28 protein-coding genes are annotated in these 25,597 nt (G+C 70.3%); 21 read left to right on the plus strand and 7 right to left on the minus strand.

Annotated elements, in window-relative coordinates; translation table 11 throughout:
- Positions 1-11: 11 nt before the first annotated feature.
- From R2S09_RS08045 to R2S09_RS08085, 9 genes are all read left to right on the plus strand, one after another.
- Positions 12-1,349, plus strand: coding sequence for a CpaF family protein (locus tag R2S09_RS08045; protein ID WP_306189580.1), 1,338 nt, complete (start codon positions 12-14; stop codon positions 1,347-1,349).
- A gap of 19 nt (positions 1,350-1,368) precedes the next feature.
- Entirely contained in the window at positions 1,369-2,310 is a 942-nt protein-coding gene (locus tag R2S09_RS08050; protein ID WP_316740260.1) for a type II secretion system F family protein, read from the plus strand.
- 27 nt (positions 2,311-2,337) lie between these two features.
- Positions 2,338-3,225, plus strand: a complete 888-nt coding sequence (locus tag R2S09_RS08055) for a DUF5936 domain-containing protein (RefSeq protein WP_306189578.1) — start codon at positions 2,338-2,340, stop codon at positions 3,223-3,225.
- 16 nt (positions 3,226-3,241) lie between these two features.
- Positions 3,242-4,900, plus strand: coding sequence for a histidine kinase (locus R2S09_RS08060; RefSeq protein WP_316740261.1), 1,659 nt, complete (start codon positions 3,242-3,244; stop codon positions 4,898-4,900).
- Between the two features lie 16 nt (positions 4,901-4,916).
- Positions 4,917-5,777 carry a response regulator transcription factor gene (locus R2S09_RS08065; protein ID WP_316740262.1) on the plus strand — a complete coding sequence of 287 codons (861 nt, stop codon included), beginning with the start codon at positions 4,917-4,919 and terminating at the stop codon, positions 5,775-5,777.
- Positions 5,778-5,925: 148 nt separating this feature from the next.
- Positions 5,926-6,159 (plus strand): hypothetical protein, encoded by a 234-nt coding sequence (locus R2S09_RS08070; RefSeq protein ID WP_316740263.1) that lies wholly within the window; start codon positions 5,926-5,928, stop codon positions 6,157-6,159.
- Complete coding sequence (locus R2S09_RS08075; protein ID WP_316740264.1) at positions 6,156-6,758, plus strand: pilus assembly protein TadG-related protein; 603 nt, start codon at positions 6,156-6,158, stop codon at positions 6,756-6,758. The genes R2S09_RS08070 and R2S09_RS08075 overlap by 4 nt, the downstream gene beginning before the upstream one ends.
- A 34-nt stretch (positions 6,759-6,792) precedes the next feature.
- Positions 6,793-7,374 (plus strand): hypothetical protein, encoded by a 582-nt coding sequence (locus tag R2S09_RS08080; protein ID WP_316740265.1) that lies wholly within the window; start codon positions 6,793-6,795, stop codon positions 7,372-7,374.
- 11 nt (positions 7,375-7,385) lie between these two features.
- Positions 7,386-8,018 (plus strand): OmpA family protein, encoded by a 633-nt coding sequence (locus tag R2S09_RS08085; RefSeq protein WP_316740266.1) that lies wholly within the window; start codon positions 7,386-7,388, stop codon positions 8,016-8,018.
- 61 nt (positions 8,019-8,079) lie between these two features.
- Here R2S09_RS08085 and R2S09_RS08090 read toward each other — a convergent pair whose 3' ends face one another.
- Together R2S09_RS08090 and R2S09_RS08095 are read right to left on the minus strand one after the other, a co-directional pair.
- Entirely contained in the window at positions 8,080-8,496 is a 417-nt protein-coding gene (locus tag R2S09_RS08090) for a DNA-binding protein (protein WP_316740267.1), read from the minus strand.
- Complete coding sequence (locus R2S09_RS08095) at positions 8,472-8,807, minus strand: hypothetical protein (RefSeq protein ID WP_316740268.1); 336 nt, start codon at positions 8,805-8,807, stop codon at positions 8,472-8,474. Before R2S09_RS08095 ends, R2S09_RS08090 begins: the two co-directional genes overlap by 25 nt.
- A 141-nt stretch (positions 8,808-8,948) precedes the next feature.
- Here R2S09_RS08095 and R2S09_RS08100 point away from each other — a divergent pair, with 141 nt between their 5' ends.
- Entirely contained in the window at positions 8,949-9,203 is a 255-nt protein-coding gene (locus R2S09_RS08100) for a hypothetical protein (RefSeq protein WP_316740269.1), read from the plus strand.
- 3 nt (positions 9,204-9,206) lie between these two features.
- Here the strand turns inward: R2S09_RS08100 and R2S09_RS08105 are convergent, their stop codons facing one another.
- Positions 9,207-9,398, minus strand: a complete 192-nt coding sequence (locus R2S09_RS08105) for a hypothetical protein (RefSeq protein ID WP_316740270.1) — start codon at positions 9,396-9,398, stop codon at positions 9,207-9,209.
- A gap of 10 nt (positions 9,399-9,408) precedes the next feature.
- Positions 9,409-10,260: a helix-turn-helix transcriptional regulator gene (locus tag R2S09_RS08110; protein WP_306189567.1), complete on the minus strand. Its 852-nt coding sequence runs from the start codon at positions 10,258-10,260 to the stop codon at positions 9,409-9,411.
- 229 nt (positions 10,261-10,489) lie between these two features.
- Between R2S09_RS08110 and R2S09_RS08115 the strand changes: the two genes are divergently transcribed.
- From R2S09_RS08115 to R2S09_RS08125, 3 genes are all read left to right on the plus strand, one after another.
- The gene (locus tag R2S09_RS08115; RefSeq protein WP_316740271.1) at positions 10,490-11,002 is read left to right on the plus strand and encodes an ATP-binding protein; all 513 of its coding nucleotides are present in this window, start codon (positions 10,490-10,492) and stop codon (positions 11,000-11,002) included.
- 179 nt (positions 11,003-11,181) lie between these two features.
- On the plus strand, positions 11,182-13,317 hold the full coding sequence (locus R2S09_RS08120) for a hypothetical protein (RefSeq protein WP_316740272.1): 2,136 nt from the start codon (positions 11,182-11,184) through the stop codon (positions 13,315-13,317).
- Positions 13,314-14,153, plus strand: coding sequence for a hypothetical protein (locus tag R2S09_RS08125; RefSeq protein ID WP_316740273.1), 840 nt, complete (start codon positions 13,314-13,316; stop codon positions 14,151-14,153). Before R2S09_RS08120 ends, R2S09_RS08125 begins: the two co-directional genes overlap by 4 nt.
- A 177-nt stretch (positions 14,154-14,330) precedes the next feature.
- On the opposite strand, the gene R2S09_RS08130 is transcribed toward R2S09_RS08125, so the two are convergent.
- Positions 14,331-14,747 (minus strand): DUF192 domain-containing protein, encoded by a 417-nt coding sequence (locus R2S09_RS08130; RefSeq protein WP_306189563.1) that lies wholly within the window; start codon positions 14,745-14,747, stop codon positions 14,331-14,333.
- 122 nt (positions 14,748-14,869) lie between these two features.
- On the opposite strand from R2S09_RS08130, the gene R2S09_RS08135 reads away from it, so the two are divergent.
- From R2S09_RS08135 to R2S09_RS08165, 7 genes are all read left to right on the plus strand, one after another.
- Positions 14,870-15,613, plus strand: coding sequence for an A24 family peptidase (locus R2S09_RS08135; RefSeq protein ID WP_316740274.1), 744 nt, complete (start codon positions 14,870-14,872; stop codon positions 15,611-15,613).
- A gap of 29 nt (positions 15,614-15,642) precedes the next feature.
- Entirely contained in the window at positions 15,643-16,524 is an 882-nt protein-coding gene (locus tag R2S09_RS08140; RefSeq protein ID WP_316740275.1) for an LLM class flavin-dependent oxidoreductase, read from the plus strand.
- An 87-nt stretch (positions 16,525-16,611) separates the two neighbouring features.
- Positions 16,612-17,400 (plus strand): methyltransferase domain-containing protein, encoded by a 789-nt coding sequence (locus tag R2S09_RS08145; protein WP_306189560.1) that lies wholly within the window; start codon positions 16,612-16,614, stop codon positions 17,398-17,400.
- An 840-nt stretch (positions 17,401-18,240) separates the two neighbouring features.
- On the plus strand, positions 18,241-19,014 hold the full coding sequence (locus R2S09_RS08150) for an isoprenyl transferase (RefSeq protein ID WP_306189559.1): 774 nt from the start codon (positions 18,241-18,243) through the stop codon (positions 19,012-19,014).
- 343 nt (positions 19,015-19,357) lie between these two features.
- Positions 19,358-20,683 (plus strand): PhoH family protein, encoded by a 1,326-nt coding sequence (locus tag R2S09_RS08155; protein WP_306189558.1) that lies wholly within the window; start codon positions 19,358-19,360, stop codon positions 20,681-20,683.
- Between the two features lie 445 nt (positions 20,684-21,128).
- On the plus strand, positions 21,129-21,824 hold the full coding sequence (locus R2S09_RS08160; RefSeq protein ID WP_306189557.1) for a transglycosylase SLT domain-containing protein: 696 nt from the start codon (positions 21,129-21,131) through the stop codon (positions 21,822-21,824).
- Between the two features lie 184 nt (positions 21,825-22,008).
- A complete protein-coding gene (locus tag R2S09_RS08165) occupies positions 22,009-23,346 on the plus strand; it encodes an AI-2E family transporter (protein ID WP_306189556.1) in 1,338 nt (445 codons plus the stop codon).
- Between the two features lie 48 nt (positions 23,347-23,394).
- Here R2S09_RS08165 and R2S09_RS08170 read toward each other — a convergent pair whose 3' ends face one another.
- Positions 23,395-23,928 (minus strand): alkyl hydroperoxide reductase, encoded by a 534-nt coding sequence (locus R2S09_RS08170; RefSeq protein ID WP_316740276.1) that lies wholly within the window; start codon positions 23,926-23,928, stop codon positions 23,395-23,397.
- A gap of 3 nt (positions 23,929-23,931) precedes the next feature.
- Entirely contained in the window at positions 23,932-24,483 is a 552-nt protein-coding gene (locus tag R2S09_RS08175) for a peroxiredoxin (protein ID WP_030184284.1), read from the minus strand.
- Between the two features lie 134 nt (positions 24,484-24,617).
- Between R2S09_RS08175 and R2S09_RS08180 the strand changes: the two genes are divergently transcribed.
- Complete coding sequence (locus tag R2S09_RS08180; protein WP_316740277.1) at positions 24,618-25,580, plus strand: LysR substrate-binding domain-containing protein; 963 nt, start codon at positions 24,618-24,620, stop codon at positions 25,578-25,580.
- Positions 25,581-25,597 lie beyond the last annotated feature (17 nt).

Below are 25,597 nucleotides of genomic sequence, written 5' to 3' on the forward strand. Positions count from 1 at the left end.
GCCCTGGACCCATGAGCCTCCGCGCACGCATCAACTCCCCCGAGGAGCACGTCGGCCGGGGCGAGGACGGTCATCTCGTCGCCTCCTACCGGGCGAAGCTGCTGGAGGAGATCGACCTCGCGGAGATGAGTTCGCTGGCCGCCGCCGAGCGGCGGGTGCGGCTGGAGCGGGTGCTCGGGCACATCATCAGCCGGGAGGGCCCGGTCCTGTCGACCGTGGAGCGCTCGCAGCTGATCCGCCGGGTGGTCGACGAGGCGCTGGGCCTCGGCATCCTCGAACCGCTGCTGGAGGACGCCTCCATCACCGAGATCATGGTCAACGGTCCGGACGCGATCTTCGTCGAGCGCGGCGGCCGGGTCGAACAGCTGCCGCTCCGCTTCGCCTCCACCGACCAGCTGATGCAGACCATCGAGCGGATCGTCTCCACGGTCAACCGCCGCGTGGACGAGTCCAACCCGATGGTCGACGCCCGGCTGCCGTCCGGCGAGCGCGTCAACGTGATCATCCCGCCGCTGTCGCTCACCGGCCCCACCCTCACCATCCGCCGCTTCCCGCGCTCCTTCACCCTCCAGGAACTGATCGGCTTCGGCTCGCTCGACGAGCACATGCTGTACCTGCTGGCCGGGCTGGTGCAGGCGAAGTTCAACATCATCGTCTCGGGAGCCACCGGCACCGGGAAGACGACCCTGCTCAACGCCCTGTCCGGGCTGATCCCCGAGGGCGAGCGCGTCATCACCATCGAGGACTCCGCCGAACTCCAGCTCCAGCAGCAGCATGTGATCCGGCTGGAGTCCCGCCCGCCGAACGTCGAGGGGCGGGGCCAGATCACCATTCGCGACCTGGTGCGCAACTCGCTGCGCATGCGCCCCGACCGCATCGTCGTCGGTGAGGTGCGCGGCGGCGAGTCGCTGGACATGCTCCAGGCGATGTCGACCGGTCACGACGGCTCCCTCGCCACCGTGCACGCCAACAGCGCCGAGGACGCGCTGATGCGCCTGCAGACCCTCGCCTCCATGTCCGACGTGGAGGTGCCCTTCGTGGCGCTGCACGACCAGATCAACAGCGCCGTCGACGTGATCGTCCAGCTCACCCGCTTCGCCGACGGCGCCCGCCGGGTCACCGAGATCGCCGTACTCGACAGCCACGGCAGCGAGCCGTACCGGCTGGCGACCGTGGCCCGCTTCGCCGCACAGCCCATGACGGCCGACGGCCGGATCCACGGCGCCTTCGAGTACCACCCGCTGCCGCGCCGCACCGCCGACCGCCTCTACATGGCGAGCCAGCCCGTTCCCCAGGCCTTCGGCGTCGCCCAGTCCGCAGACCAGTTGGCCACCCGAGAAGCCAGGTAGGCAGGTAGGAACCGTCCCCATGGATCTGAGCACCCTCGTCACCCTCACCACCGGCGTCACCCTGCTGACCTGCGTCCTGGCCGTCATGGGCCTGCACGCCTACGCCATGGGCCGGGCCCAGCGGGCGGCACTCGTCGACCGGCTGTCCCACACCGGCCAGGTCACGGTCGGCCGCCGGCGCCGCTTCCGCAACCTGGACCGCCGGCTGCGCCGCACAAGGCTGGGCCGCAGGCTGGAACTGAGGCTGGCCGCGACGGGCCTGGACGTCACGCCGGGCGAGTTCTTCGCCTGCATGCTCGCCACGGTGGCCGCCCTGTGGCTGATCGGCCAGGCCGCCCTGGCGCCGTTCTTCGGCCCACTGGCCGGGCTGCTGGGTGTCGGGGCGGCGATGCAGTTCCTCAGCTGGCAGCGCCAGAAACGCATCGAGAAGTTCATCAACCAGCTTCCCGAACTGGCCCGCATCCTGGCCAACGCCACCCACGCCGGCCTCGCCCTGCGCACCGCCATCGGCATGGCGGCGGAGGAACTGGAGGCCCCGGCCGGTGAGGAACTGGGCAAGGTCGCCCACCAGTTGGCGCTGGGCTCCTCGATGGACGACGCGCTGGGCGAGCTGGCCGACCGCCTGCCCTCCCGTGAGCTGGTCGTCCTGGTCACCACACTCGTCCTGTCCAACCGGGCGGGCGGCCAGGTGGTCAGCGCCCTGCGCAACCTCACCGAGACCCTGGAGGAGCGCAAGGAGACCCGCCGCGAGATCCGCACCCAGCTCTCCCAGGTCAACATGACCTCGTACGCGGTCCCCGTCCTGGGCATCGGCGCGCTCCTGCTCATGAACGGCGTGAAGGCGGGCGCGCTGGACCGGATGACGGGCTCCCCGATCGGCCAGGGCGCGGTGATCATCTCGTTCGCGCTGTACGCCGTCGGGTTCATCCTCATCCGCCGCCTGTCCCGCATCGACGTCTGAGCCCAGGCCCAGGGAAGGGAACCGGGGATGGCACTGCTGCTCGCACTGGTGACGGGCCTCAGCGTCTGGGGCGTCTTCGCCGGCATCCGCATGTACCGGGCGGACGCCAGACTGCCCGACGACCTGGCGCTGGCCCTGGAGGTGGGCTCCACCCGCACCGGCGCGGTGGACTCCGTGATCGACCGCCTCGGCATGCGCTATGCCCCGGCCGTACTGCGCCTGATGGGCCCCAAGCTGGTGGCCAGGTACCGCCGCAAGATCGACCTTGCGGGTAACCCGGGCGGCCTGACGATCGACCGCTACGCGGCCCGGCGGGCGGTGTACGGCTTCCTGGGCGGTGTGGGCGGCCTGGTGTTCGTGCTGCGCGGCCAGTTCCTGGTGGCGCTGCTCCTCTTCGCCTTCGGCGCGTTCTGGACGGAGGTCGGCATCTGGTCCGCCATCCGCATCCGCAGGGACGTGATCGAACGGACCCTGCCGGACTTCCTGGACGTGCTGGCGGTCGTGGTCAGCGCCGGCCTGGGCTTCCGCCAGGCACTGGACCGGGTCGCCTCCAAGTACGAGGGCCCCTGGGCGGACGAACTGCGCATCACCCTCCGTCAGATGGACCTCGGCATGAGCCGCCGCCAGGCCTTCGCGGAACTGCGGCGCCGCAACGACTCCGAGCAGGTCGCCATGTTCGTCACGGCGCTCCAGCAGGGCGAGGAACTGGGCGCGCCCATCGTGGACACCCTGGTCGCCCTCGCGAAGGACATGCGCCGCACCGACGCGCAGAACGCCCGCCGCAAGGCCGCCCGCGCGGTCCCCAAGGCCACCATGATGATCACCACCTTCATGGTCCCGGCCACCATGATCCTCCTCACCGCGGGCCTGCTCCTGGGCTCCGGCGTGGACTTCAGCTCGGTCACGGGCAAGTAGGGGGGCTGAGGAGATCATGACGACGGCGAAGGAACGTACAGGACGCACAGAACGCACGGAACGGGCAGAGCGCACAGCACGCACGGGCCTGCTGCGCCGCCGCTCGAGAACCGCCGAGATCACGACACCCCCGGCGGGCACGGTTCTCCCCGCCCACGTCCGCACGGGCGCCCCCGACATCCCGGTGACATCGGCGACCCCGGCCCTGCCACCGGGCTGGGAACCGGCGGAGGACACGGGGACCCAGCTGCCCCCCGGACGGAAGACCGCCGACGGCGAGAAGGTCCCACAGGGGCCACCCGCACCCGACCACGAAAGCCGCACGGGTGCTGCGGGCGAGAACGAGAACCCGGCCGAAGGCGAAGTCGAGGCCGAAACCGCGGCGCACCCCCCGGAGGACCTCGCCCCCGAGAAGATCCAGATCAGCGCCCTTCAGGCGATGTGCCGCCACGTCTTCGCCTTCCGCCTGGCGATGATCGCCCTCTCCGCGCCCGCCGCCCTGGTCCACGCCGCCCCCGGCCTGGCCACCCGCCTGGTGGGCGCGGCCGTCGTCGTCACCTTCATGGGCTCGTACGTCCTCTTCAGGGACTGGGAACGCTTCGGCCCCCTCCTCCTTCGCCACCCCACCCTGCTGGCCCTGGACACCCTCTTCGGTTCGCTGCTCCTGATCGCGGCGGGCCCGGACAGCACCCTGGCCTACGTCAGCGTCTGCACACCGCTCCTCGCCGGCCTCGTCTACAGCTGGCGCGGAGCGGCGGGCTTCGCCTCGCTCCAGTCGCTGATCCTGCTCGTCGTCTACGCCGGCGACAGGGAGCTGCACGCCAATTTGGCCCAGTCGGCCCTGTTCCCCGGCCTGTGCCTGATCGCGGGCGCGGCCGGCGCGACCCAGCGCACCCTGCTGCTCCGCTTCGGCGCGGCCACCCGCGCCCTGACCACGGTCCAGGCCCGCCTGGCGGTCACGGAGGCGGTGGGCGCCGAACGCGCCCGCCTGGCCCGCGAGATGCACGACTCGGTGGCGAAGACCCTGCACGGCGTGGCGCTGGCCGCGGACGGCCTGGCGGGCTCGGCGGGCGCCGACCGCATGGACCCGGCCCTGGTCAAACACCAGGCCGAACTGGTCGCCCGCTCGGCCCGCAGGGCCGCCGCCGAGGCCCGCGAACTGCTGACCGACCTGCGCCGCGAGCACGACCCGACCCACGGCACGGACGTCCTGGTCGAGCTCGCGGCCCGCACCCGTGACTTCGGCGCCCGCACCGGCCTGCCCGCCGCCTACCGTCCGACGGGCGCCCCCGGCGTACCGCCCGTCCCGCCGGCCGTGGCCCGCCAGATCCTGACCATCGCCTCGGAAGCGATGGAGAACGCCCACCGCCACGCGGCCCCGAGCCGGGTCGACGTAGAGGCGGGCGTCCACGGCGACCTGCTGCGCATCAGCGTCTACGACGACGGCAGGGGCCTGCCCCCCGGCACCACGCTGGAACAGCTCCGCCGCACGGGCCACTTCGGCCTGGTCGGCATGGTCGAGCGCGCCGCCTCGGTGGGCGCCCGCATCCGCATCGGCCGCGGCAGCCACCCCAAGGGCACGGAGGTCCGGGTGGAACTCCCGGTGGGCGCGTTGACAGCACCGCCAGCACCGCCGGCTCCGCCAACCACAGCACCCACGACGCCCAGGACCTGAGAGGAGGAGACCGCGGATGCGGGACCAGACACCGAACCCCTTCGAGACCTTGCCGCCCGCGCCACCGCCCGCACCCTTGCGCGTGGTCGTGGCGGACGACAACCCGGTGGTCCGCGCCGGCCTGACGGCGCTGCTCTCCGGCCGCGCGGACATCACGGTGGTCGCGGAGGCGGCGGACGGCCGGACGGCCTGGGAGGCGGCCCACACGCATCGCCCGGACGTCGTTCTGCTGGACGTCCGCATGCCGGGCGTTGACGGCATCTCCGCACTCCCGTACCTGGTGCGGATCGCCCCGGTCCTCATGCTGACCTACAGCCGCGAGTCCGAGATCGTCCAGGAGGCCCTGCGCCGGGGCGCGGGCGGCTACCTGGTCCACGGAGAGTTCACGGCGGACCAGTTGGTCGATGCCGTACGGGACACCAAGGAGGGCAGGCCCCATTTCACCGCCACGGCGGCGGGCGCGCTGCTGGCACAACTGCGCCGGGACCGGTCGTCCAGCATCCTCCCTGACGACCCGGGAGGTGCGACTGCACACGAAGCGGGAATCCCAACACCCGGCACGCGCCTCACTTCTGCGGAACATCTTTCGCAACTGCAACCAGATGTGGGACAGTCGTCGTCTGGGTGGACAGGTGGCCCCCCGGCCGCCGTCGACAGGTCGAGGTTCCAACTCAGCACGAGGGAGGCGGAGATCATGGACCTCATCGCGTCCGGCATGACCAATCAGCAGATCGCCGCTACTTGCTTCATCAGCGAGAAGACCGTCAAGAACCACATCAACCGCATCTTCGCCAAGCTCCACAGCACCAGCCGCGCCGAGGCCGCCGCGAAGTGGCTCGGCACGGCCCCGGACCCGTCACCACGAGGACTGAGGTGATGTGAGATGACGACGGTACGGGGGAGGAGCGGCTGGGTCACCCTTTGGGCCCGGTATTGGGCCCAGGGACCCTCCGTTCGAAGCGGCCTTCCGCCTTACCTTTCCGGTGTCGCAAGCGGCACGAAGACTCGACCCGGAGGGGAACACCATGAGCGACCTGATGCTGAAGACCGCGGTTGCGACCAAGGTCCGCGTGAACGGCTGGAAGAACACGACGGCCCAGGCACTCCAGCGCCGCGCCGGCGACAGGGGGCAGACCGCGGTCGAGTACCTGGGCATCATCGCGGTGGTGGTCGCGATCGTGCTGGCGATCACGGGCACCAGCATCGGTCAGACGATTCTGACCAAGATCACCGGCCTGATCGGCAAGGTCGGCAATTGACGCGACCGCGACGCTACGGCGACGTAGGGCAGGCCTTCCCCATCTACATCACGGTGGTGGGGGGCCTGCTCTTTCTTGCGCTCGCTTACTTCGCGGTCGGCCAGGCGACGGTGAACCGAAGCGGTGCCCAGACGGCGGCTGACGCCGCGGCGCTCGCGGCGGCTCAGGACAGACGTGATCAGCTCGCGGGCGAGTGGGTGAAGGACGTACTCGATCCGACCAAGTGGCAGCAGGTCTTTGACGGCGTTGGCCAGGAGCTCCGTCCTCCGTGCCGACGTGCGTATGAACTCGCCTCACAGAACGACGCCCATGTGCTTGATTGCGGGCCCAGCGGCCCGCTGGCCTACACGGTAGATGTCGAGACCAACAAGACCATGGGCAAGTCGGTCGTCCCCATCACGGAGAGCAAGCGCTCCAAGGCGCACGCCGAAGCCGTGATCACGCGGCGCTGCGAGTTCAAGCCCTTGCCCGTGAACGCCGGGTCCGACGCGCTGCCTCGCCTCACATGCAAGGACGGAAAGTACTGGGACCTCGACCCGAAGGATCTCACCGATCTGCCGAAGCCCCAGGACCTCTTCGATGTCCACCTGGTCGACTGACAAGCGAACAACGAGCGATGAAGGAAGCAGAGTGATGAGCATTCGGTTCACTGCGAAGGCCCGCAGGGGGATGGCCGCGCTGATCATTGCGACCGGTCTTGCCGTGGGCGTGGCCAGTTGTGGTGGTGGCGGCGGTGACGACAAAAAGCCGGATGCTACGGCCTCTGCCTCCAAGGATGGCGGGTCTGAGCCGAGTGCTCAGGAAGGGCAGTCAGCAGCACCGCTGGCTGAGCTCAGGGGCGCAGATGGCCTGCTGATTCAGATCGTCTCAGCCCAACGGGACTCCGGAGGGTTCGTCACGGTGAATGGCAACCTGAAGAATGACGGCGCCCAGTCCGTTCCCATTCCGGCCCAGGTCAGTGGTGACGAGACTGAAATCATCAAGCACGGGATCTCGCTAGGTGGCGCCACCTTGGTGGACTCCAAGGGTAAGAAGCGGTATTACGTCCTGCGGGATACCGAGGGGCGCCCGTTGACGACGACTGGGCTGGGCACGGTAGACGCGGGCCAAACCATCCCCGTCTTCATGCAGTTCCCCTCACCCCCAGCGAACGTCACCGACGTAAGCCTGCAACTCCCCACCTTCTCCAGCGGCACCATCAAGATCTCCGGCTGAGGCGGCCCACCATGACCCACACCCGAACCCGCCTCACCCTCACCCTCACAACCGCCACCCTCCTCGTCACCGCGAACCTCTACGGCGCCATGGCGGCCCACGCCGACACGGGCCCGAGCGAACCACCAGGCACCGAGCCATCGCCCTCCGCCCCCGTGAAGGTGGACCCGAACGACCCGGACCTGAAGCTGCCCGAGGGGGCCACGCTCGCCGCGCCCAAGGTGCTGGACATCAAGTCGGTGGTGGAGGACCAGGGCGGCGAGGAGCGCCGTGAGGACACCAACACGGACGTGACGTTCGCGCTCCAGGCCGAGGTGCTGTTCGCGAAGGACAGCGCGAAGCTGAGCGACCAGGCGAGGGCCCGTATCGACGGGATCGCGCAGGAGATCAAGAAGCAGCACGCGACCCAGGTCCGCGTCTTCGGCTTCACCGACAACCTGGGCACCCACGAACACGGCGTGGTCCTGTCCAAGCAGCGCGCGAACGCCGTCCAGGACGTCCTCTCCCAGGAACTGAACGACCCGGACATCACCTTCGACGTACGAGGCTACGCCGAGCAGTACCCCATCGCGGACAACGCGACGGAGGACGGCCGCAAGAAGAACCGCCGGGTGGAGGTGACGTTCCCGCGCACGCAGAGCTGATCCACCACCGTGCCCCCGGACCATCCTGTGCTGTCGCCGGCCGGGGCCCCCACCCAGCGGGTCACACAGCCACGGCGCGGACCTTGTCGCCGCACAGCTTGTTCATGTCGTCCACGTCGGAAGTGACGATGATCCGGGGGCCGGAGAAACCCAGGGCTGTCGCGGCCACCACGGAATCGATCGCGTACTTGTGTCCGTGCAGGTTGGCGTTGCGCAGTAGGTCAATGGCGCGCCATGTGATGGCGTCCGTGACCGGAAGGATCTCCAATCGGGACACATGCCAGCGCAGGTGGTCCATACGGACCTTGGAGTGCCAGGCCTCGATCAGCGTCAGATTGCTCAAGGCCACCAGGGTGTCCTTGGCCTGGGCGGTACGGACCAGCCCCGTGAGGTACGGGTCGTTGGCCATGAACTTGCTCAGCCCCTCGCTGTCGAGGAGCAGCACGCCATGGCTCAACTGGCCTTGTGCGCGTGCCATTCCGGGCCGTCGCTCTCTCCCTGGCTTCGCGCGGCCTCTTCGTGCGCTGCCATCGACTCGGCCTCACGGAAGATCTCCGCGGCCCATTCCTGGACCTCGGGCGTGGGTGGGCCGATCTCCGCCTCCTTCTCCTGGAGCAGTTCCTCCAGCAGATCACGCTGTATCTGCCGCTCGACGGCCGCACTCACATACGCGGAGAAGCCGCGCGCACCCACGCGTGCCTTGACGGCCGCGATGCGCCCCGCAGGCATGGACACGCTGACTTTCTGGGCAGGCCCCTCATCCTTGCCGAACTGCTCCTGATCCTCCATGAGGCAAGAGTAGCAAAAGGTGTAGCAAATCACTGCTCGGCCGCGTAACGGCAGATGATCGGCTGAGCGACCTCCCCTGGTCTCGGTCCCCGGGGCCAGGGGGAAGGGGCACCGGCTGCCGGTTACACGTATACAAGTGGCATGCCCGACGCGTTGATCCCCGTGCCCGCCGAAGTCCGTGATCAGCTTGTAGCCGTTGCCGGGGCCCGGGGGATCAGCCTTCGTGCCCTCCTGCAGGACATGGCTCAAACCCTGACTTCCGACGAGATCAGGGGACGTGCCGACCGTACCCGTGTCCTGCTCGCCGAGCGGTTCGGGCACTACGTGACGGACGAGGAATCCACCGAGATGCGGCGCAGGATGCGGGAAGCCACCCCGGCAAGCCGGAAGCGCTGATCCCTACAGCAGGTGATCGGCCCTCCCCGCCTTGATCTCCCGGATCAGGGCCCGGAGGGCGTCTCTGCTGTCGGTCAGCGGGCGGTCCTCCTGCCCGGCGACGGCGATGTAGGCGTTGCCTTCGGAGTCGGTGCCTATGCGGAAGCAGTTGTTGCCCTCGCCGCAGTAGGGCTCTTCCCAGTCGATCTCGGCCACGGTGGCGTCCTCACAGTTCGCGGGCGATGGTTCGGATCAGGTCGCGCGAGGCTGTCGGCGGCAGTGCCGCGTCGTCCATCCAGTCCAAGTGGGCACGGTACTTGGTGAGCTGGGCCTCGGCACCGGTGAATTCCGGGCCGTGCGCGGAGTCCAGTTGCACGGTGTCGAGCTGTGGCACGACGCCTTCCGCGTACAGGAGTGCGTGTCCGGCACCGGGGAAGCCGCTGACGCTTGTGGGGACGACTCGCACCTCGATGCTGTCCTGTTCGGACCGCTCCGCCAGGTGTTTCAGCTGCTGCCGTGTCACCTCGGTGCCGCCGAACCGCATATGCAGGGCTGCCTCGTGGACGTATGCGATGTAGGGGAGAGGGTGCTCTCGCTCGAAGACCTGTTGCCGGCCCATGCGGTGCGCCACGCGCAGCTCGACTTCGAGCCGGCTCAACGGCGGCAGGACGGCGGCGAAGACGCCACGGGCGTAGTCCTCGGTCTGGAGCAGACCGGGCACGTGCATGAACTGCACGGTCCGCACCCGCGTGGCGTGCCACTCCAGTTCGGCGATGTCCAGCAGCCCGGCCGGTAGTGTGCCTCGGTCCTGCTCCCACCAGCCACGTTCCTTGTCCTCGGCCACGGCCACCAGTGCGTCGACGTAATCGCCGTCCGAGCAGGAGTAGTTGCACGCGAGGGTGCGAATCCGTTCTGCCGAGAACGGCCGGATGCCTGACTCCATGTTGGACAGCCGAGTCCGCTCGATTCCGAGCAGCCCTGCCGCGTACTCGGTGGTGACTCCCGCTGCGAGCCGCATCTTCCGCATCTCGGTACCGAGCCGCTTCTGCCGCTCCGTCGGCGTGCTTCTCGTGGCCATGGACCTCAGTCTGCCTGGGGCGCACCGCGCAGGTCCAATCCCGTAAGGGGTAAATATCTCTGAATTCTTGGACACTGTGACTCTCAGGGTCTTACATTGCGTGACAGGTCGACTACGACCCTCCGCCCCCGGACGGAAGTGCATCACCCGTGCCATGCCAGGCCCAGGTGACAGGCCACCGTGCGCACGTGCGGAGCGACAACCAACCCCACTGACCAAGGGAGTTGCCATGTCCGTATCCGCGATCTCGGCCTGCCTGCCCACGACCCCCGTCGACTGGCCCGCCACACACCCGACCCCCGAAACCCTCCGCTACAGTCTCACCCTCCCTGCCGCCCCGCGCACCCCGGCGATCGCCCGCGCGACCACCCGCACCGTCCTGCGCGCCCACGGCCTCGCGGACATGACCGACCCCGCTGTCCAGGTGGCGAGCGAACTCGCCGCATCAGCCCACCGTTTCACGACTTCCCCGGAGGTGTGCTTCTGTATCCGCTACCGCGACGACGCCCTCCGCGTCGTCCTCTATGACGCGCACCCGCGCCACACCCACCCCCGCCTCGCCGCCGCATGTGACGCGCGCCGCCGCTCGTCCCTTCGCCTGCCGGCCTGCGTGGTGCGCGCCTGCGGCGGCGACTGGGGCTTCGGCGACGCCCGCGAACCCGGCGGAGGCACGCGCACGTGGGCGGTGCTGCCCAGGGAGGGTGCGACGGCATACCTCGCCCGCGTGCACACGAGTGTGTGACGGCGGCCTGGAAGCCTGTCGGCGCGAACCGGCGCCGTCCGCGTTCCTGGGGTGACGGCGTCCCTGTCAGGAGTGACGTGCGTCTGTGCGATTTGGGTACCGGTTTGGGCCCAGAGACCCATCCTGGGCGGGCAGTTGCTTCCTAGCCTCCCCTGAGTGTGTCAACACGGGGAGGGAGCATGGCCTCGATCGGGGGAGTGCCGGAGTCCGACGGGGCGTGGCCGTCCGGGCGCGGGGGACGGCGGAACATGCCCCGCTCCCTGTCCGTGGCGCTCGTGCTGGTGCACACGCTGTTCGTCGCGACGGTGCTCGGCGGGATCGGGCTGCTGCTCACCGCCTCGTCGTACAACGCACTCGACGGCGGGGTCGTCGCCCTCACCGCCTACGCCGCCGCGCCCGGTGTCCTCGGATGGTGGCTGGCGCGGCGGACGTGGGAGGGCGGGGCCTGGGTACGGTGGGCGCTGATCGCCGTGCAGGCCTGGCTGATCCTCGGCGGGCTGGTCAACCTCGCGGGCGGCTCGGCACGCGGCGGCGTCCAGCTCTTGCTGCCGGTCCTCATCGTCCACTTCCTCCTCCAGTCCGAGAGCCGCGAGTGGTACGGGCTCCCGGAACTCGAGCGCGCCGAGCGCCGGGGCTTCTCCCTCGCCCGGATGATCCGGTGGCGGCGGCGGGACGAGGGACAGACCGCGATCGAGTACGCGGGCCTGGTGGCGATCGTCGTCGCGATCGTCACCGCTCTGGTCGTCAGCGGGCTCGGGACGCAGATATGGGGCGGCATACAGACCCAGGTCTGCAAGGTCGTCGGCGCGGGCTGCCCCGCCCCCACGGGCGACGGGGGCGTCGGCACCGGCACAGAGGCCGGCAGTAACGCCGGTTCCGGCAACGGCAACAGCACCACCAGCGGCAACGGCAGCACGATCACCGACGGCGGCAACGGCAGCACGACCACCGACGGCGGCGACGGCACCAAGGAAGGCGACAAGAAGGATGACAAGAAGGATGACAAGAAAGGCGACGGCTGCTTCTCCGGCGTAGGAGCCTTCTTCGGATGTGCCGGCAATCAGCTCAAGCAGGCCGGCGAGGGTCTGTTCGTCGACGGCGTCTGGGGTGACCTCACCGGCATCTGGGGAATGGTCCGGCACCCCCTCGACACCCTCAAGGGCATCGGCGACTACGGGAAGCAGCTCGGCGAGGAGTGGTGGAACAACTCCAAGGGCGCCCGCGACAAGTGGTCCAAGGGCGACTACTTCGGAGCCGTCTGGGACTGGGGCGGAGCCTCGCTGCACACCGGCGGGACGGTGCTCTACGACCTGTTCATCGGCGACGACGTGGCCGACGACTGGAACAAGGGCGACAAGACCCGCGCCGTCACCCACGTCATATGGAACGTCGGCTCCCTTTTCATCCCCGGCTACGACGGGGCCAAGATCGTGGAGAAGGTCGGCGAGCTGGGGAAACTCGGCAGGCTCGGGAAGCTGGGCAGGCTCGCGGAGAAGGCGGGCAAGGCGGCCGAGGACGCCAAGAAGGCGGCCAGGGCCGGGGACGCCGAGGGCGCCGAGAAGGCGGCCAAGCGGGCCGACGAGGCGGCGGACGAGGCCGAGAAGAAGGCCCGGGAGTCCGGCTGCGTCCTCTCCGCCCCGGCGCGCAGGGTTCCATACGGCGACGACCCGTACGAGGAGCCCGGCGGGCCGGTCATCGGCTCCGCCGGCACCGGCACCACCGTCCTGGCCGCCGACGCGTCCTCCCCGTACGTCGTCCTCGCCGAGGGCGGTTGCGACGAGGAGGCCAAGAAGGCGGCCCAGGAAGCCCGCAAGCAGGCGGACGAGGCGGAGGCCGCCGCCGAGGAGGCCCAGCGGAAGGGCGGCAGACCCGCCAACGAGTGGCAGGCCAGGGAAGACGTTCCCGGCCCCGCGCGCGGAAAGGTCCTGAAGTTCCCCAACAAGCGCCACACGGTCAGCGGAGCGTCCAGTGGCCAGGTGAAGGAACGGAACACGGTGATCCTCAGGGGCAACGAAGACCTTGTGCGCTCCGACATCGAAGGGATCGCGAACGGTCGCGCGAAACTCCTGTCGGACGGCAACACGTACGAGATCAACGGGCGGAGGTACGAGGTGGAGGGCAACGGAACCGTCTTCCCGAAGTCCGGACCCGGGCTCGTCGAGCTGGACCGCATCGAGTACGCGGCGCTGAAGGAGATCGCCCGCAACAAGGGGGACCTCAGCAAGTCGCAGCAATTGCAGCGTGACCCCAAATTCGTCAACAATCCGGCGAAGGTGCAGAAGGCGAAGGAAATCTACGACGGGACGTACAAGTGATCGGCAACCTCTTCACGGTCGCGGCTACGGAGCCGGCCGTTCTCCGTGCGGCGCTGGCCGGCCTGCTGGCGGTGCCCGAGGAAGCCGTGGACGTGGCGGAAACGGACGGGGACCAGGAAGGGCGCGACTGGGAGGCTCCCGTGCTGTGCACCTACCGCCGGCTGCCGCCGGGTGACCTCTCGCTGGAACTGGACGTCACGGTGGAGGAACGGATCGCCGGACGTCTTACGGAAGGAGTTCTCGCACAGCGGCTGGCGGTGAGCACGGGTGGCTCCGTGCTCTATCCGTCGGAGATCGAACTGCCCAGTGCGTACTGGGTCGCGGTGCCGGACGGTCGTTCCGTCAGGTGCCGTCTGGAGGCGGTGGACCACGGGGACGACACGGGATATCGCGTCGGAGCCGTGGAGGAGCGAGTGGAGGACCTCCCCGGGGCGAGTGTCGAGATCCTGCCGGAGATCTTGGACAGGCAGCACATCGACACGCCGGTGGCGGACGCCTTCCTCAGCGGATATCCGACGGGTACGACCGCGACGGTCGAGGGCCATGTGCACTATGCCCTGCGCGTATGGGAGCGACTGGCCCGGCGGCTGGAGTCCGACTGGCTGCCCTCAGGCCGCTACCGGCATGACCTGTTCCGGCGCGACTTGGAGGCTCGGGACGACCTCGCGGACGCCCTTGCCGGCGTGAGCGCGCCGCATGCCGAAGAGCTGCGGACCGCTGTGGCGCAACTGGACGCGGTCTTCGCCGAGCACACCGAGGATGACGCCGACGGTAAGACCGGCGAGAAGGCGGACGGCTGGTGGTGGCATCGCCGTCCCAGGAGCATCCCGTGGTGACGGTCGGCAAACGCCGGGCGGCGACCGGAGGTCATCTCCTGCCCGCCGCGATGCGCGAGCCGCCGCCGTGGAACGACCGGCCCGGGTCCTGTCCGGCATCGAGGACCTGCTCGCCCGGCCCGTGCCCATGACAGGGCCGATGACCAGCGGCCACGAACCGCCGCGGCCGCCCCGCCGCTACCCCGCCTCCGCTTTCCCCGCGGCCGCCGGATCCGCCCTCACCTCCACTTGCGCCCCCGCTCGCAGCCCCCACCCCGCCATGGCGCCCGCCTCCGCCTCCAGGACGTGGCGGGAGCGGAGGCGGGGCAGACCCAGGCGGCCCGGCTTCATGGTGCGGACGGTGAGGACGCGCAGGCCGCGGTCCAGGTAGGCCACGTCGATGGGGATGCGCATGCCGAAGGTGTGCACGCTGCCCGCGGGGGAGAGGAGGACCGCGCCGTCGACCGCGTCACGGCCCAGCAGCCCCTTGGTGCGGGCCCGGTAGGAGGTCGCCAGCTCCAGCGGGACCACCACCGGTGCCGCACCCTCCCGGGCGGCCTGTCCGGCGCCGTGCACCACCAGCTCGCCCCGCCCGTCCCGCCAGCGTCGCCCCATCCCCGGCCGCCTCCCCCAGTTGATGTCTCGTGCCGCCAGGCGACCGTATCCGTACGGCAGTGGGCCCCACATGGGTCCACGGGCCCATGCCGCGCCCGGAGGGCCGGGGCTAGGGTCCGGGCGTGCGCGTACTGCTGATCGTCCTCGCCGCCCTGTGGGGCGCGGGCGCCGGGCTGCTGGTGCCCCGCGCCGTCCACCGGTTCTCGGTCGACGCCGGGGAGGCGTGGCGCGAGGAGTGCCCGGGCGGGCATGCGATCACGGGGCCGTTCGGGGGGTGGGCGGGGCGGGCGCGGTGCACCGCCGCCGCGGGCTGTGGGGCGTACGGTCCGAGCACGCCGGTCGTCGGCGCGGTGACCGGCTTCGTCTGTGCGGTGCTCGCCGCCGCGACCGGGCCGCGGCCGGAGGTCGTGGTCTGGCTGCTCGCCGCGCCGGTCGGGGTGCTGCTCGCGCTCGTCGACCACCGGGTGCACCGGCTGCCGGACGTCCTGACGCTGCCGCTCGCCGCCGCGACCGCCGTCCTGCTGGGCGTCGCCGCGCTGCTGCCCGCCGCCGCGGGATCGTGGCCGACGGCGCTGCTCGGCGGACTCGCCCTGGGCGCCACGTACTTCGTCCTCTTCCTCGTCAACCCCTCCGGGATGGGCTTCGGCGATGTCAAACTGGCGCTGGCGCTCGGGGCGGTGCTCGGCTGGTACGGCTGGTCCGTCCTGGTCGTGGGCGGCTTCGCCGGGATCCTCTACGGCGCCTGCTACGGGCTCGGTCTGGTGGTGCTGCGCCGGGCGCGGCGCACGTCCGCGATGCCGCTGGGGCCGTTCATGATCGGCGGGGCGTTCACGGGGCTGCTGCTGGGCGCGTTCGCGGTGGCGTGAGAATCGGGGCCGGCGGGGAGGAAGTCGTCATGACTGGACTCGGTGCTGTCTTCCGGCCCCAACTGCCCCCCGAGCGGCTGCGCTCGATCGCCCGCCTCGCCGACGACGCGGGCCTCGAGGAACTGTGGCTGTGGGAGGACTGCTTCCTGGAGGGCGGGATCTCCACGGCGGCGGCCTCGCTCGCCTGGACCCGGCGACTGCGGGTCGGGGTGGGCCTGCTGCCCGTGCCCCTGCGCAACGTCGCCGTCACCGCCATGGAGGCCGCCACGCTGCACCGGCTCTTCCCCGGCCGCGCGATCCTCGGCGTCGGGCACGGCGTCCAGGACTGGATGGAGCAGGTCGGCGCGCGGGCCGAGTCCCCGCTGACCCTGCTGCGCGAACACCTGGGCGCCCTGCGCGCCCTGTTGCGCGGGGAGCGGGTCACGACCAAGGACGGCCGCTACGTCCGTCTGGACGACGTGGCCCTGGACTGGCCGCCGCCACCGGAGAGCGCCGTCCCGGTCTTCGCCGGCGCCACCGGACCGCGCACCCTGCGCCTGTCCGGCGAGGCGGCCGACGGCACGGTCCTGACCGCGGCCACGCCCCCGGACGGCGTACGCCGGGCCCGCCGCCTCATCGACGAGGGGCGCCACGCGGCCGGCCGTACCGACACGCACCGCGTCGTCGTCTACCTCCTCACCGCGACCGGGCCCGGCGCCGAGACCCGGCTGCGCGCCGAGCTGGCCGCCGAGGGCCTCACCGACGTCCCCGAACTGGGCGCCGCCGGGGACGCCGCGGCCGTCGCCAAGGCCGTCCGGGCGCTCGCCGACGCCGGCGCCGACACGGTGATCCTCCAGCCCACGGCCGACGAACCGGACCCCGAGGGGTTCATCCGCTTCACCGCCGAGGAGGTACGGCCGCTGGTGCCGTGACCGTATGCCCGGTCGCGATACGTCCCCGTCGTGATGCCGGACGAAAATCAGGAGCCGTCGGGCGTCCTTGCCTGCGACGATCACCGTATGGCAGCAGACCGGCAGCACCGCTCGTTCGAGGACCTCGTCGCCGAGGGGGCCGCCGTGCCCACCGAAGGATGGGACTTCTCGTGGTTCGAGGGGCGGGCCACCGAGGCGCGGCCGTCCTGGGCGTACGCCGTCTCGATGGCCGGCCGGCTGTCCGGTGCGCACGCCGTGCTCGACGTGCAGACCGGCGGCGGAGAGGTCCTCGACTTCGCCCTCGGCCGGGCCACCCGCCGTCCCGCGCTGCTCGCCGCCACCGAGGGCTGGCCGCCCAATGTCACGAAGGCCACCGAGCTGCTCCGTCCGCACGGGGCCGTGGTCGTGGCCTGCGCCGAGGACGCGCCGCTGCCGTTCGCGGACGGCGCCTTCGACCTCGTCGTCAGCCGGCACCCCGTCCGCCCGCACTGGGCGGAGATCGCCCGCGTCCTCGGACCCGGCGGTACGTACTTCGCCCAGCATGTGGGACCCGCCAGTGTCTTCGAGCTCGTCGAGTACTTCCTGGGGCCGCGGCCGGAGCGGTCGCGCGGCGCCCGGCATCCCGACCGGGAACGGGCGGACGCGGAGGCCGCCGGTCTGGAGGTCGTCGATCTGCGCGCCGAGCGGCTGCGCGTGGAGTTCCACGACATCGGAGCCGTCGTGCACTTCCTGCGCAAGGTGATCTGGATGGTCCCCGGCTTCACCGTCGAGGCGTACGGGCAGCGGCTGCGGGAGCTGCACGAGCGGATCCGGCAGGAGGGCCCGTTCCTGGCGCACAGCACCCGCCATCTCGTCGAGGCACGTAAGCCCGGGTGAGGCCCTTGACGCGCCGGACGGTCCGCCCCGGAGCGTCACAGTTTCCACATCGTTACCGCAGGCCCCTCCCCTCACCGCCATGGCTCCATTAAGTTCAGACCAACGTAATTCGCGTGAGCAAAGCTGCGCGGGTGGCATCGCGCAGTGGAGGGGGCTGCGCGACGCCGTGCCCGCTGATGGCGGCGGCTCCGCGTGCCCCGGAGCGCCGAGGCCGGGCGGCCGTCGGCGTCAAGCGGGCGTTCGCGACCGGATCGCCCGTCGGAGGGATGCGGGGACAACTCGCCGAGCGCTCCCCAGATGGCGCAAACCCTCCGGATCTCGCCGCATCCCACCTGTTTTTCCTGTGAATCCGCCGTGATCCGGCCATGATCGGACGCGGAATGGCCGCTTCCAACGCTCTCGACGCGTCGCCGGGCGATTCCGGAGAGTAGTTGTGGCGCGCTGATGCACGCAGCATCACTTACGAAGGGTTATGGTGGAAACCCCCCCTCGGGCCGGTCCGTCTCCCCCCCACGGACCGGCCCGTTTTCTTGTACGAGCGACGGGGCCCCCGTTTGATACACCCCGGATGGATCCAGGGCCCGGAGCAGGCACGAAGCGGCTGCGGGACGGACCCGGAAGGGGCCCGTCGGGCACGGTCGGGTACGGGTTTCGGCACGGCTCTGCCACAAGTGGGAACCGGACACCGCTTCAGGGCGCGCATGACAACCCTTTGGGGGACCCTGGGTGTACCGGGGGTAGGCTTCGCCCCCGGGGACCGCCATACGGACCAGGCCGCCGCACGGACAGGGAACGCCCCGGCCGCGCCTGTCCGATCCATACGGAGGGGCTGACGAACACGTGAACCTGCGCGACAAGCTGCGCGGCCTGCTGGTCAGGCTGTACGCGCGCCGGGTGGAAGGCCACCTGGACCACGCTCAGGTGCCCAAGCACATCGGCGTCATCATGGACGGCAACCGGCGCTGGGCGAAGGCCGCGGGTTCCACCACCGTGCACGGTCACCGGGCGGGCGCCGACAAGATCGAGGAGTTCCTCGGCTGGTGCAGCGAGACCGACGTCGGGGTCGTCACCCTCTGGCTGCTGTCCACGGACAACTTCGACCGCCCCCAGGAGGAGCTCGTCCCGCTCCTCGGCATCATCGAGGACGTCGTCCGCTCGCTGGCCGCAGACGGCCGCTGGCGCGTGCACCACGTCGGCACCATGGACCTGCTCCCGCCGGGCATGCAGGCCACCCTGAAGGAGGCCGAGGAGGCCACCGCCGACGTCAGCGGCATACTCGTCAACGTCGCCATCGGTTACGGCGGCCGCCAGGAGATCGCCGACGCGGTGCGCTCCATGCTCCACGACGCCCACGAGCGGGGCGTCTCCATGGAGGACCTCGCCGAGGCCGTCGACGTCGACATGATCGGCCGCCACCTGTACACCAAGGCCCAGCCCGACCCGGACCTGGTCATCCGCACCAGCGGCGAGCAGCGGCTGTCCGGGTTCATGCTCTGGCAGACCGCGCACTCCGAGTACTACTTCTGCGAGGTCTTCTGGCCGGCCTTCCGCAAGGTCGACTTCCTGCGCGCGCTGCGCGACTACGCGGCCCGCCACCGCCGTTACGGCGGCTGAGGGGAGTCACCCGGTCGGCGGAGACGTACCGCCGCAGGTCATGGGGAGTTCATCCGTGCGTCACCCCATGCATTTGCATGGCGGCGCATGTTCGAGGGCATAAGCCAGACAGGTCGACACCCGAACCACGGGTGTCGGATCTCAGCGGGCGGCTCGGAGCCGTCCGCCCGGGAGGCCCTTTGCACCAGCCGCACCGTGCGGTCACAGCACGGACAAGGACGCTTCAGGGCCGGTTCTCGGCCCGCGTGTGCGGGGGCCGGCGACCGGCCCCTATGCCCCCGTCCTCCCGGCCCGGCATCAGCTTCGTCGCTCCCCGACCTCATCCGAGGGGGTACGTCCTTCCGTGGTGACCAGCACAAAGCGCCACAAGCCAGATCGGCGCACCTACGTTCTCGACACCAGCGTCCTGCTGGCGGACCCGAACGCCCTGACCCGCTTCGACGAGCACGAGGTCGTGCTCCCCGTCGTCGTGGTCACGGAACTGGAGGCCAAGCGGCACCATCCCGAACTCGGTTACTTCGCCCGGCAGGCCCTGCGCCTGCTGGACGACTACCGGGTCCGGCACGGCCGTCTGGACGCCCCCATCCCGATCGGGGACCTCGGCGGAACGGTCCGGGTCGAGCTCAACCACTCGGACCCCGGCGTGCTGCCCACCGGCTACCGCCTGGGGGACAACGACTCCCGCATCCTCGCGGTCGCCCGCAACCTCCAGGCCGAGGGACACGACGTCACGGTCGTCTCGAAGGACCTGCCGCTGCGGATCAAGGCGTCCTCCGTGGGGCTCCTCGCAGAGGAGTACCGGGCCGAGCTCGCCATCACGGAGAACTCCGGCTGGACCGGCATGTCCGAACTCACCCTGCCGGGTGAACAGGTGGACGTCCTCTTCGAGGAGGGACACGTTTACGTTCCCGAGGCCGCCGAACTGCCGGTGCACACGGGCCTGACGATCCAGTCGGAGCGCGGCAAGGCGCTGGGCCGGGTGACGGCCGAGGGCAATGTCCGGCTGGTGCGCGGAGACCGGGAGGCGTTCGGCATCAAGGGCCGCAGCGCCGAGCAGCGCATCGCGCTCGACCTGCTGCTCGACCCGGACGTCGGGATCGTCTCGATGGGCGGCCGGGCCGGCACCGGCAAGTCGGCGCTGGCGCTGTGCGCGGGCCTGGAGGCGGTGCTGGAGCGCCGTCAGCACCAGAAGGTGATGGTCTTCCGCCCGCTGTACGCGGTCGGCGGGCAGGAGCTCGGCTATCTGCCCGGCACCGAGGCGGAGAAGATGAGCCCCTGGGCGCAGGCGGTCTTCGACACGCTGTCGGCGGTCACCTCACGGGAGGTCATCGAGGAGGTCACCGCGCGCGGGATGCTGGAGGTGCTGCCGCTCACCCACATCCGCGGCCGGTCGCTGCACGACGCGTTCGTCATCGTGGACGAGGCCCAGTCTCTGGAGCGGAACGTCCTGCTGACCGTGCTGTCCCGGATCGGCGCGGGCTCACGGGTGGTTCTCACCCATGACGTGGCACAACGGGACAATCTGCGGGTCGGCCGCTACGACGGTGTGGTCGCCGTGGTGGAGAAGCTGAAGGGACATCCGCTCTTCGCCCATGTGACGCTGACCCGGTCCGAGCGGTCGCAGATCGCCGCTCTGGTGACCGAAATGCTGGAGGACGGACACATCTGATCCGTTGATCCTCGTTCGCACTGGTGTCCCATGATGCGGCCTATGTGCGACAGTTGGCGCCGTCCGGTGCCTCGGGCAAAGCCCGAGAGCCTAGCCGGGCGGCGCCGTCGTGTGTGGGACATTCGCGGAATCGCGTGCTCCAAACGGGATGTGAGCTTTCACACGCAACGCAGAATTGCCTTGCGGGTCGGGTTACGGCAGAGTCTCACTCCTGTCAGGCCCCGCATACGACACATCTGTACCCCCAGCGGTACAGCACCACCTGAGCACCACCCCGAACTGCATAGCGTCGTCGTATGCCGCCCGAGCACCACGCGGCGCTCCCGTGACGGGAGTTGCCCACCGGGCCCGTGCCTCCCGTGACCCCGCAGTTGGGAGGCCAGTGCCAGGGGCACGATTGCGTCCGCCAGGGTCACCGAAGCGGGCGATGCTGGAAGGAAACCGTGTGAGCCGGATCTCGGTCCGGGGATTCGCAGTGGCCTCGGCCACCGCGGTCACCGCTGTCGGAAGCGTCGTCGGCGTTGCCTCGGGCAGCACCGCGCAGAACAACGACGCCGAAGCGACGGCAGCCGACGCGACGCTGCTCGCCGACATACCCGCGGGTCAGCAGGCCCAGGTACAGACGGCCTCCCTCGCGCAGCAGGCCGACGCCCAGGCCATCGCCGCGGACACGAGCGCCAAGAAGGACGCCGAGGAGGCCGCGCGCAAGGCGGCCGCCCAGACCGCGTACGCCAAGAAGGCCGAGGCCGAGAAGGCCGCCAAGGAGGCCAAGGAGCGCGCCGAGCTGAAGGAGGCGGCCAGCCGCAGCGCCGCCCGCGACTCCTCCAGCTTCCCCGTCCGGAGCTCCTACAGCGTCGCGCAGATACAGGCGATGGCGCGTCAGATGGTGCCCAGCGGCCAGTTCCAGTGCTTCAGCAACATCGTGAACCACGAGTCCAGCTGGAACTACCAGGCGGTCAACGCCTCCTCCGGCGCCTACGGCCTCTTCCAGGCGCTGCCGGCCGGCAAGTACGCCTCCGCCGGCGCCGACTGGCGGACCAACCCGGCCACCCAGATCAAGTGGGGCCTCAACTACATGAACAGCCGCTACGGCAGCCCGTGCGAGGCCTGGTCGTTCTGGTCGGCCAACCACTGGTACTGAGACGAACCACCGGTACCGAGACCGCGGAGCCGGAAAGGTTCCGATCCGGCCCGGGTTCCGCCCCGTGCCTCTCAACCCCGCACAGCCCCTCCCCGTCCTAGGGGGAGGGGCTGTTGCCATGTAGCGTCTGACGGGACGACTCCAGGGGGGAGTGGTGGGGAGAGACGGGGGAAGAGGACGGATCATGTCGCGAGTGCCAGGGTGGCTCGGACGGCTCGGCGCGGGGCTGACCGAGATGGGTGAGCGGTTGGACGAGCGCCGTGCCGAGGTGGAGAAGGAGCACGCCGGGCCCGAACCGGAGCCCGTCGTGGACGCCACACCGGTTCTGGACCACGTGACCGTCGTGCCCGCCCGGCCCGACCCCGCCCAGGTCGTGCCCTGGGGCGTGCGGGTGGCCGCGGAGACCGGCTGGCGGGTGCTGGTGCTCGCCGGAACGGTGTGGGTGCTGATGCGGGTCATCAGCGCCGTCCAGCTGGTGGTGCTGGCCTTTGTGGCCGCGCTGCTCATCACCGCGCTGATGCAGCCGACGGTGGCACGGCTGCGGCGCTACGGGCTGCCGCGCGGGCCCGCCACCGCGCTCACCGCGATCCTCGGCTTCGTCATCATGGGCCTGATCGGGTGGTTCGTGACCTGGCAGGTCATGGAGAACATCGACAACCTCTCCAACCAGGTCCAGGACGGCATCGACGAGCTGCGCAAGTGGCTGCTGAACAGCCCGTTCCACGTCACCGACAAGCAGATCAACCAGATCGCCAAGAACTTGCGCGAGGCCATCGGAGCCAACACCGACCAGATCACCTCGGCCGGCCTGGAGGGCGTGACGGTGGTCGTGGAGGCGCTGACCGGGATCCTCCTGACCATCTTCTCCACACTGTTCCTGCTCTACGACGGCCGGCGGATCTGGGAGTGGACGCTCAAGCTGGTGCCGGCGGCGGCCCGGCCGGGCGTGGCCGGTGCCGGTCCGCGCGCCTGGCGCACGCTGACGGCGTATGTGCGGGGCACGGTGATCGTGGCGCTGATCGACGCCATCTTCATCGGCCTGGGGATCTACTTCCTGGACGTGCCGATGGCCGTGCCGCTGGCCGTGTTCATCTTCCTGTTCTCCTTCATCCCGCTGGTGGGCGCGGTGGCCTCGGGTGCGCTGGCGGTGGTGGTCGCGCTGGTCACCCAGGGCGTGTTCACGGCCGTGATGGTGCTGGTGGTGGTGCTGGCGGTGCAGCAGATCGAGGGGCATGTGCTGCAGCCGTTCATCCTGGGCCGGGCGGTCCGGGTCCATCCGCTGGCGGTGGTCCTGTCGGTCGCCGCGGGCGGCATGATCGCGGGGATCGGCGGTGCGGTCGTGGCGGTGCCGCTGGTCGCGGTCACCAACACGGTGGTCGGGTATCTGCGCGCGTACTCCCACGAACAGGCTCTGCGCCACTCGCCCCGGCCGCACGGCGCGACTCCCTCGTCCGACGTCGTGGCGCGGCAGGCGGACACACGGACGGAGCAACGGCCGGAGCCCCGCTCACCACAGGGGTGAGCGGGGCTCCGGGGAGCGACAGCGCTCGGGGGCGACGCGCCGGCCGTACTACTCGGCCAGCGCCGCCTCCGCGTCCAGGGTCGTCGCGACGGCCTGGACCACCGCGGCGATCTTGAAGGCCTCCTGGACGACCTCACGGTCGACGCCCGCCTTGCGCAGCACCTGCTCGTGGGAGTCCAGGCACATGCCGCAGCCGTTGATGGCGGAGACCGCGAAGGACCACAGCTCGAAGTCGACCTTGTCGACGCCCGGGTTGCCGATGACGTTCATCCGCAGACCGGCGCGCAGGGTGCCGTACTCGTGGTCCGACAGCAGGTGCCGGGTGCGGTAGAAGACGTTGTTCATCGCCATGATCGCGGCGGCGGACTTGGCCGCGGTGTAGGCCTCGGGCGACAGGTTCTCCTTCGCCTCCGGCTCCAGCTCGCGCAGGACGATCGGCGAGCGCGCGGCGATCGCCGTGGCCAGCACCGTGCCCCACAGCTGCTGCGCGGGCAGGTCGCTGTTGCCGATGACCGAGCCCAGGTTGAGCTTGAGGTCCTTGGCGTAGTCCGGCAGGGCGGACTTCAGGGAGTCGAGGGACATGCCTCACTCACCGGCCAGCAGCGCGACCGGGTCGAGGGTCTCGTCGCCCTTGGTCCAGTTGCACGGGCACAGCTCGTCGGTCTGCAGGGCGTCCAGGACCCGCAGGACCTCCTTGGGGTTACGGCCGACCGAGCCTGCCGTCACCATGGAGAACTGGATCTCGTTGTTCTGGTCGACGATGAAGACGGCGCGCTTGGCGAAGCCGTCCTCGTCCTCGATGCCGAGGTCGCGCATGAGCTCGTGCTTGGAGTCGGCCATCATCGGGAAAGGCAGGTCACGCAGGTCGTCGTGGTCCTTGCGCCAGGCGTGGTGGACGAACTCCGAGTCACCGGAGAAGCCGAGGATCTGGGCGTCGCGGTCGGCGAACTCCTCGTTCAGCTTGCCGAAGGCGGCGATCTCGGTCGGGCAGACGAAGGTGAAGTCCTTGGGCCAGGCGAAGATCACTTTCCAACCCTGGTAGGTCTTGTGGGTGATCTTCTCGAACTCCTTGCCCTTCTCCAGCGAGACACAGGCAGTCAGTTCGAACTCGGGGAACTTGTCACCGACAGTGAGCACACGCTCTCCTTGCAGCGAGGAAACACCACTTTTGGCGGGGCTTCCCATGGGGTTGGACCTTGCCGATGGTGGCACACCGTCGATTGATTGCGGAAATAGCTACACTTGGTCGTGTTGATCGGAGGTGGCTATCAGTGACTGTCGGTAATGTGGGCGGCCGCCGGAGGCAGCTGCCCAGCCTCTCCCAGCTGCGTGCCTTCGCCGCCGTGGCCGAGCATCTGCACTTCCGGGACGCCGCCGCCGCGATCGGCATGAGCCAGCCGGCGCTCTCCGGCGCCGTCTCCGCGCTGGAGGAGACCCTCGGGGTCACCCTGGTGGAGCGTACGACGCGCAAGGTGCTGCTCTCGCCCGCCGGTGAGCGCCTCGCCGTGCGCAGCAGGGCGGTGCTCGAGGAGGCCGGTGCCCTGCTGGAGGAGGCCGAGGCCCTCCGGGCGCCCTTCACCGGCGTCCTGCGGCTCGGCGTCATCCCGACCGTCGCGCCGTATCTGCTGCCCACGGTCCTGCGCCTGGTCCACGACCGCTACCCCGACCTGGACCTCCAGGTCCACGAGGAGCAGACCGCGAACCTGCTGGAGGGGCTGGCCGGCGGCCGGCTCGACCTGCTGCTGCTCGCCGTGCCGCTGGGCGTGCCCGGGGTCACCGAACTGCCGCTGTTCGACGAGGACTTCGTGCTCGTCACCCCGCTCGACCACCGGCTCGGCGGCCGCGAGGGCCTACCGCGCGAGGCCCTGAAGGAGCTGAACCTGCTGCTCCTGGACGAGGGGCACTGCCTGCGCGACCAGGCCCTCGACATCTGCCGGGAGGCGGGACGCGAGGACGCTCCGGTGACGACGACCGCGGCGGGCCTGTCGACACTCGTCCAGCTTGTCGCCGGCGGGCTCGGCTGCACGCTGCTGCCGCGCACCGCCCTCAAGGTCGAGACCTCCCGCAGCAACCAGCTGCTGACCGGCTCCTTCGCCGACCCCGCCCCCTCCCGCCGGATCGCCCTCGCCATGCGTGCCGGCGCGGCCCGCGGGGCCGAGTACCAGGAACTGGCCGCCGCCCTGCGCGAGGAGATGCGGGCCCTGCCGGTACGCGTGCTGGTCCCGGACGCCTGAAGAGCCCCTCCCGGCAG

This window comes from Streptomyces sp. MK7, assembly GCF_032658145.1.
Taxonomy (GTDB): domain Bacteria; phylum Actinomycetota; class Actinomycetes; order Streptomycetales; family Streptomycetaceae; genus Streptomyces; species Streptomyces spiralis.

Bases quoted from the DNA above. Each gene is read 5' to 3' on its own strand.
- R2S09_RS08045 (WP_306189580.1), top strand. From the start codon at position 12: ATGAGCCTCCGCGCACGCATCAACTCCCCCGAGGAGCACGTCGGCCGG.
- R2S09_RS08050 (WP_316740260.1), top strand. From the start codon at position 1,369: ATGGATCTGAGCACCCTCGTCACCCTCACCACCGGCGTCACCCTGCTG.
- R2S09_RS08055 (WP_306189578.1), top strand. From the start codon at position 2,338: ATGGCACTGCTGCTCGCACTGGTGACGGGCCTCAGCGTCTGGGGCGTC.
- R2S09_RS08060 (WP_316740261.1), top strand. From the start codon at position 3,242: ATGACGACGGCGAAGGAACGTACAGGACGCACAGAACGCACGGAACGG.
- R2S09_RS08065 (WP_316740262.1), top strand. From the start codon at position 4,917: ATGCGGGACCAGACACCGAACCCCTTCGAGACCTTGCCGCCCGCGCCA.
- R2S09_RS08070 (WP_316740263.1), top strand. From the start codon at position 5,926: ATGAGCGACCTGATGCTGAAGACCGCGGTTGCGACCAAGGTCCGCGTG.
- R2S09_RS08080 (WP_316740265.1), top strand. From the start codon at position 6,793: ATGAGCATTCGGTTCACTGCGAAGGCCCGCAGGGGGATGGCCGCGCTG.
- R2S09_RS08085 (WP_316740266.1), top strand. From the start codon at position 7,386: ATGACCCACACCCGAACCCGCCTCACCCTCACCCTCACAACCGCCACC.
- R2S09_RS08090 (WP_316740267.1), bottom strand. From the start codon at position 8,496: ATGGCACGCGCACAAGGCCAGTTGAGCCATGGCGTGCTGCTCCTCGAC.
- R2S09_RS08095 (WP_316740268.1), bottom strand. From the start codon at position 8,807: ATGGAGGATCAGGAGCAGTTCGGCAAGGATGAGGGGCCTGCCCAGAAA.
- R2S09_RS08100 (WP_316740269.1), top strand. From the start codon at position 8,949: ATGCCCGACGCGTTGATCCCCGTGCCCGCCGAAGTCCGTGATCAGCTT.
- R2S09_RS08110 (WP_306189567.1), bottom strand. From the start codon at position 10,260: ATGGCCACGAGAAGCACGCCGACGGAGCGGCAGAAGCGGCTCGGTACC.
- R2S09_RS08115 (WP_316740271.1), top strand. From the start codon at position 10,490: ATGTCCGTATCCGCGATCTCGGCCTGCCTGCCCACGACCCCCGTCGAC.
- R2S09_RS08120 (WP_316740272.1), top strand. From the start codon at position 11,182: ATGGCCTCGATCGGGGGAGTGCCGGAGTCCGACGGGGCGTGGCCGTCC.
- R2S09_RS08130 (WP_306189563.1), bottom strand. From the start codon at position 14,747: ATGGGGCGACGCTGGCGGGACGGGCGGGGCGAGCTGGTGGTGCACGGC.
- R2S09_RS08140 (WP_316740275.1), top strand. From the start codon at position 15,643: ATGACTGGACTCGGTGCTGTCTTCCGGCCCCAACTGCCCCCCGAGCGG.
- R2S09_RS08145 (WP_306189560.1), top strand. From the start codon at position 16,612: ATGGCAGCAGACCGGCAGCACCGCTCGTTCGAGGACCTCGTCGCCGAG.
- R2S09_RS08165 (WP_306189556.1), top strand. From the start codon at position 22,009: ATGTCGCGAGTGCCAGGGTGGCTCGGACGGCTCGGCGCGGGGCTGACC.
- R2S09_RS08170 (WP_316740276.1), bottom strand. From the start codon at position 23,928: ATGTCCCTCGACTCCCTGAAGTCCGCCCTGCCGGACTACGCCAAGGAC.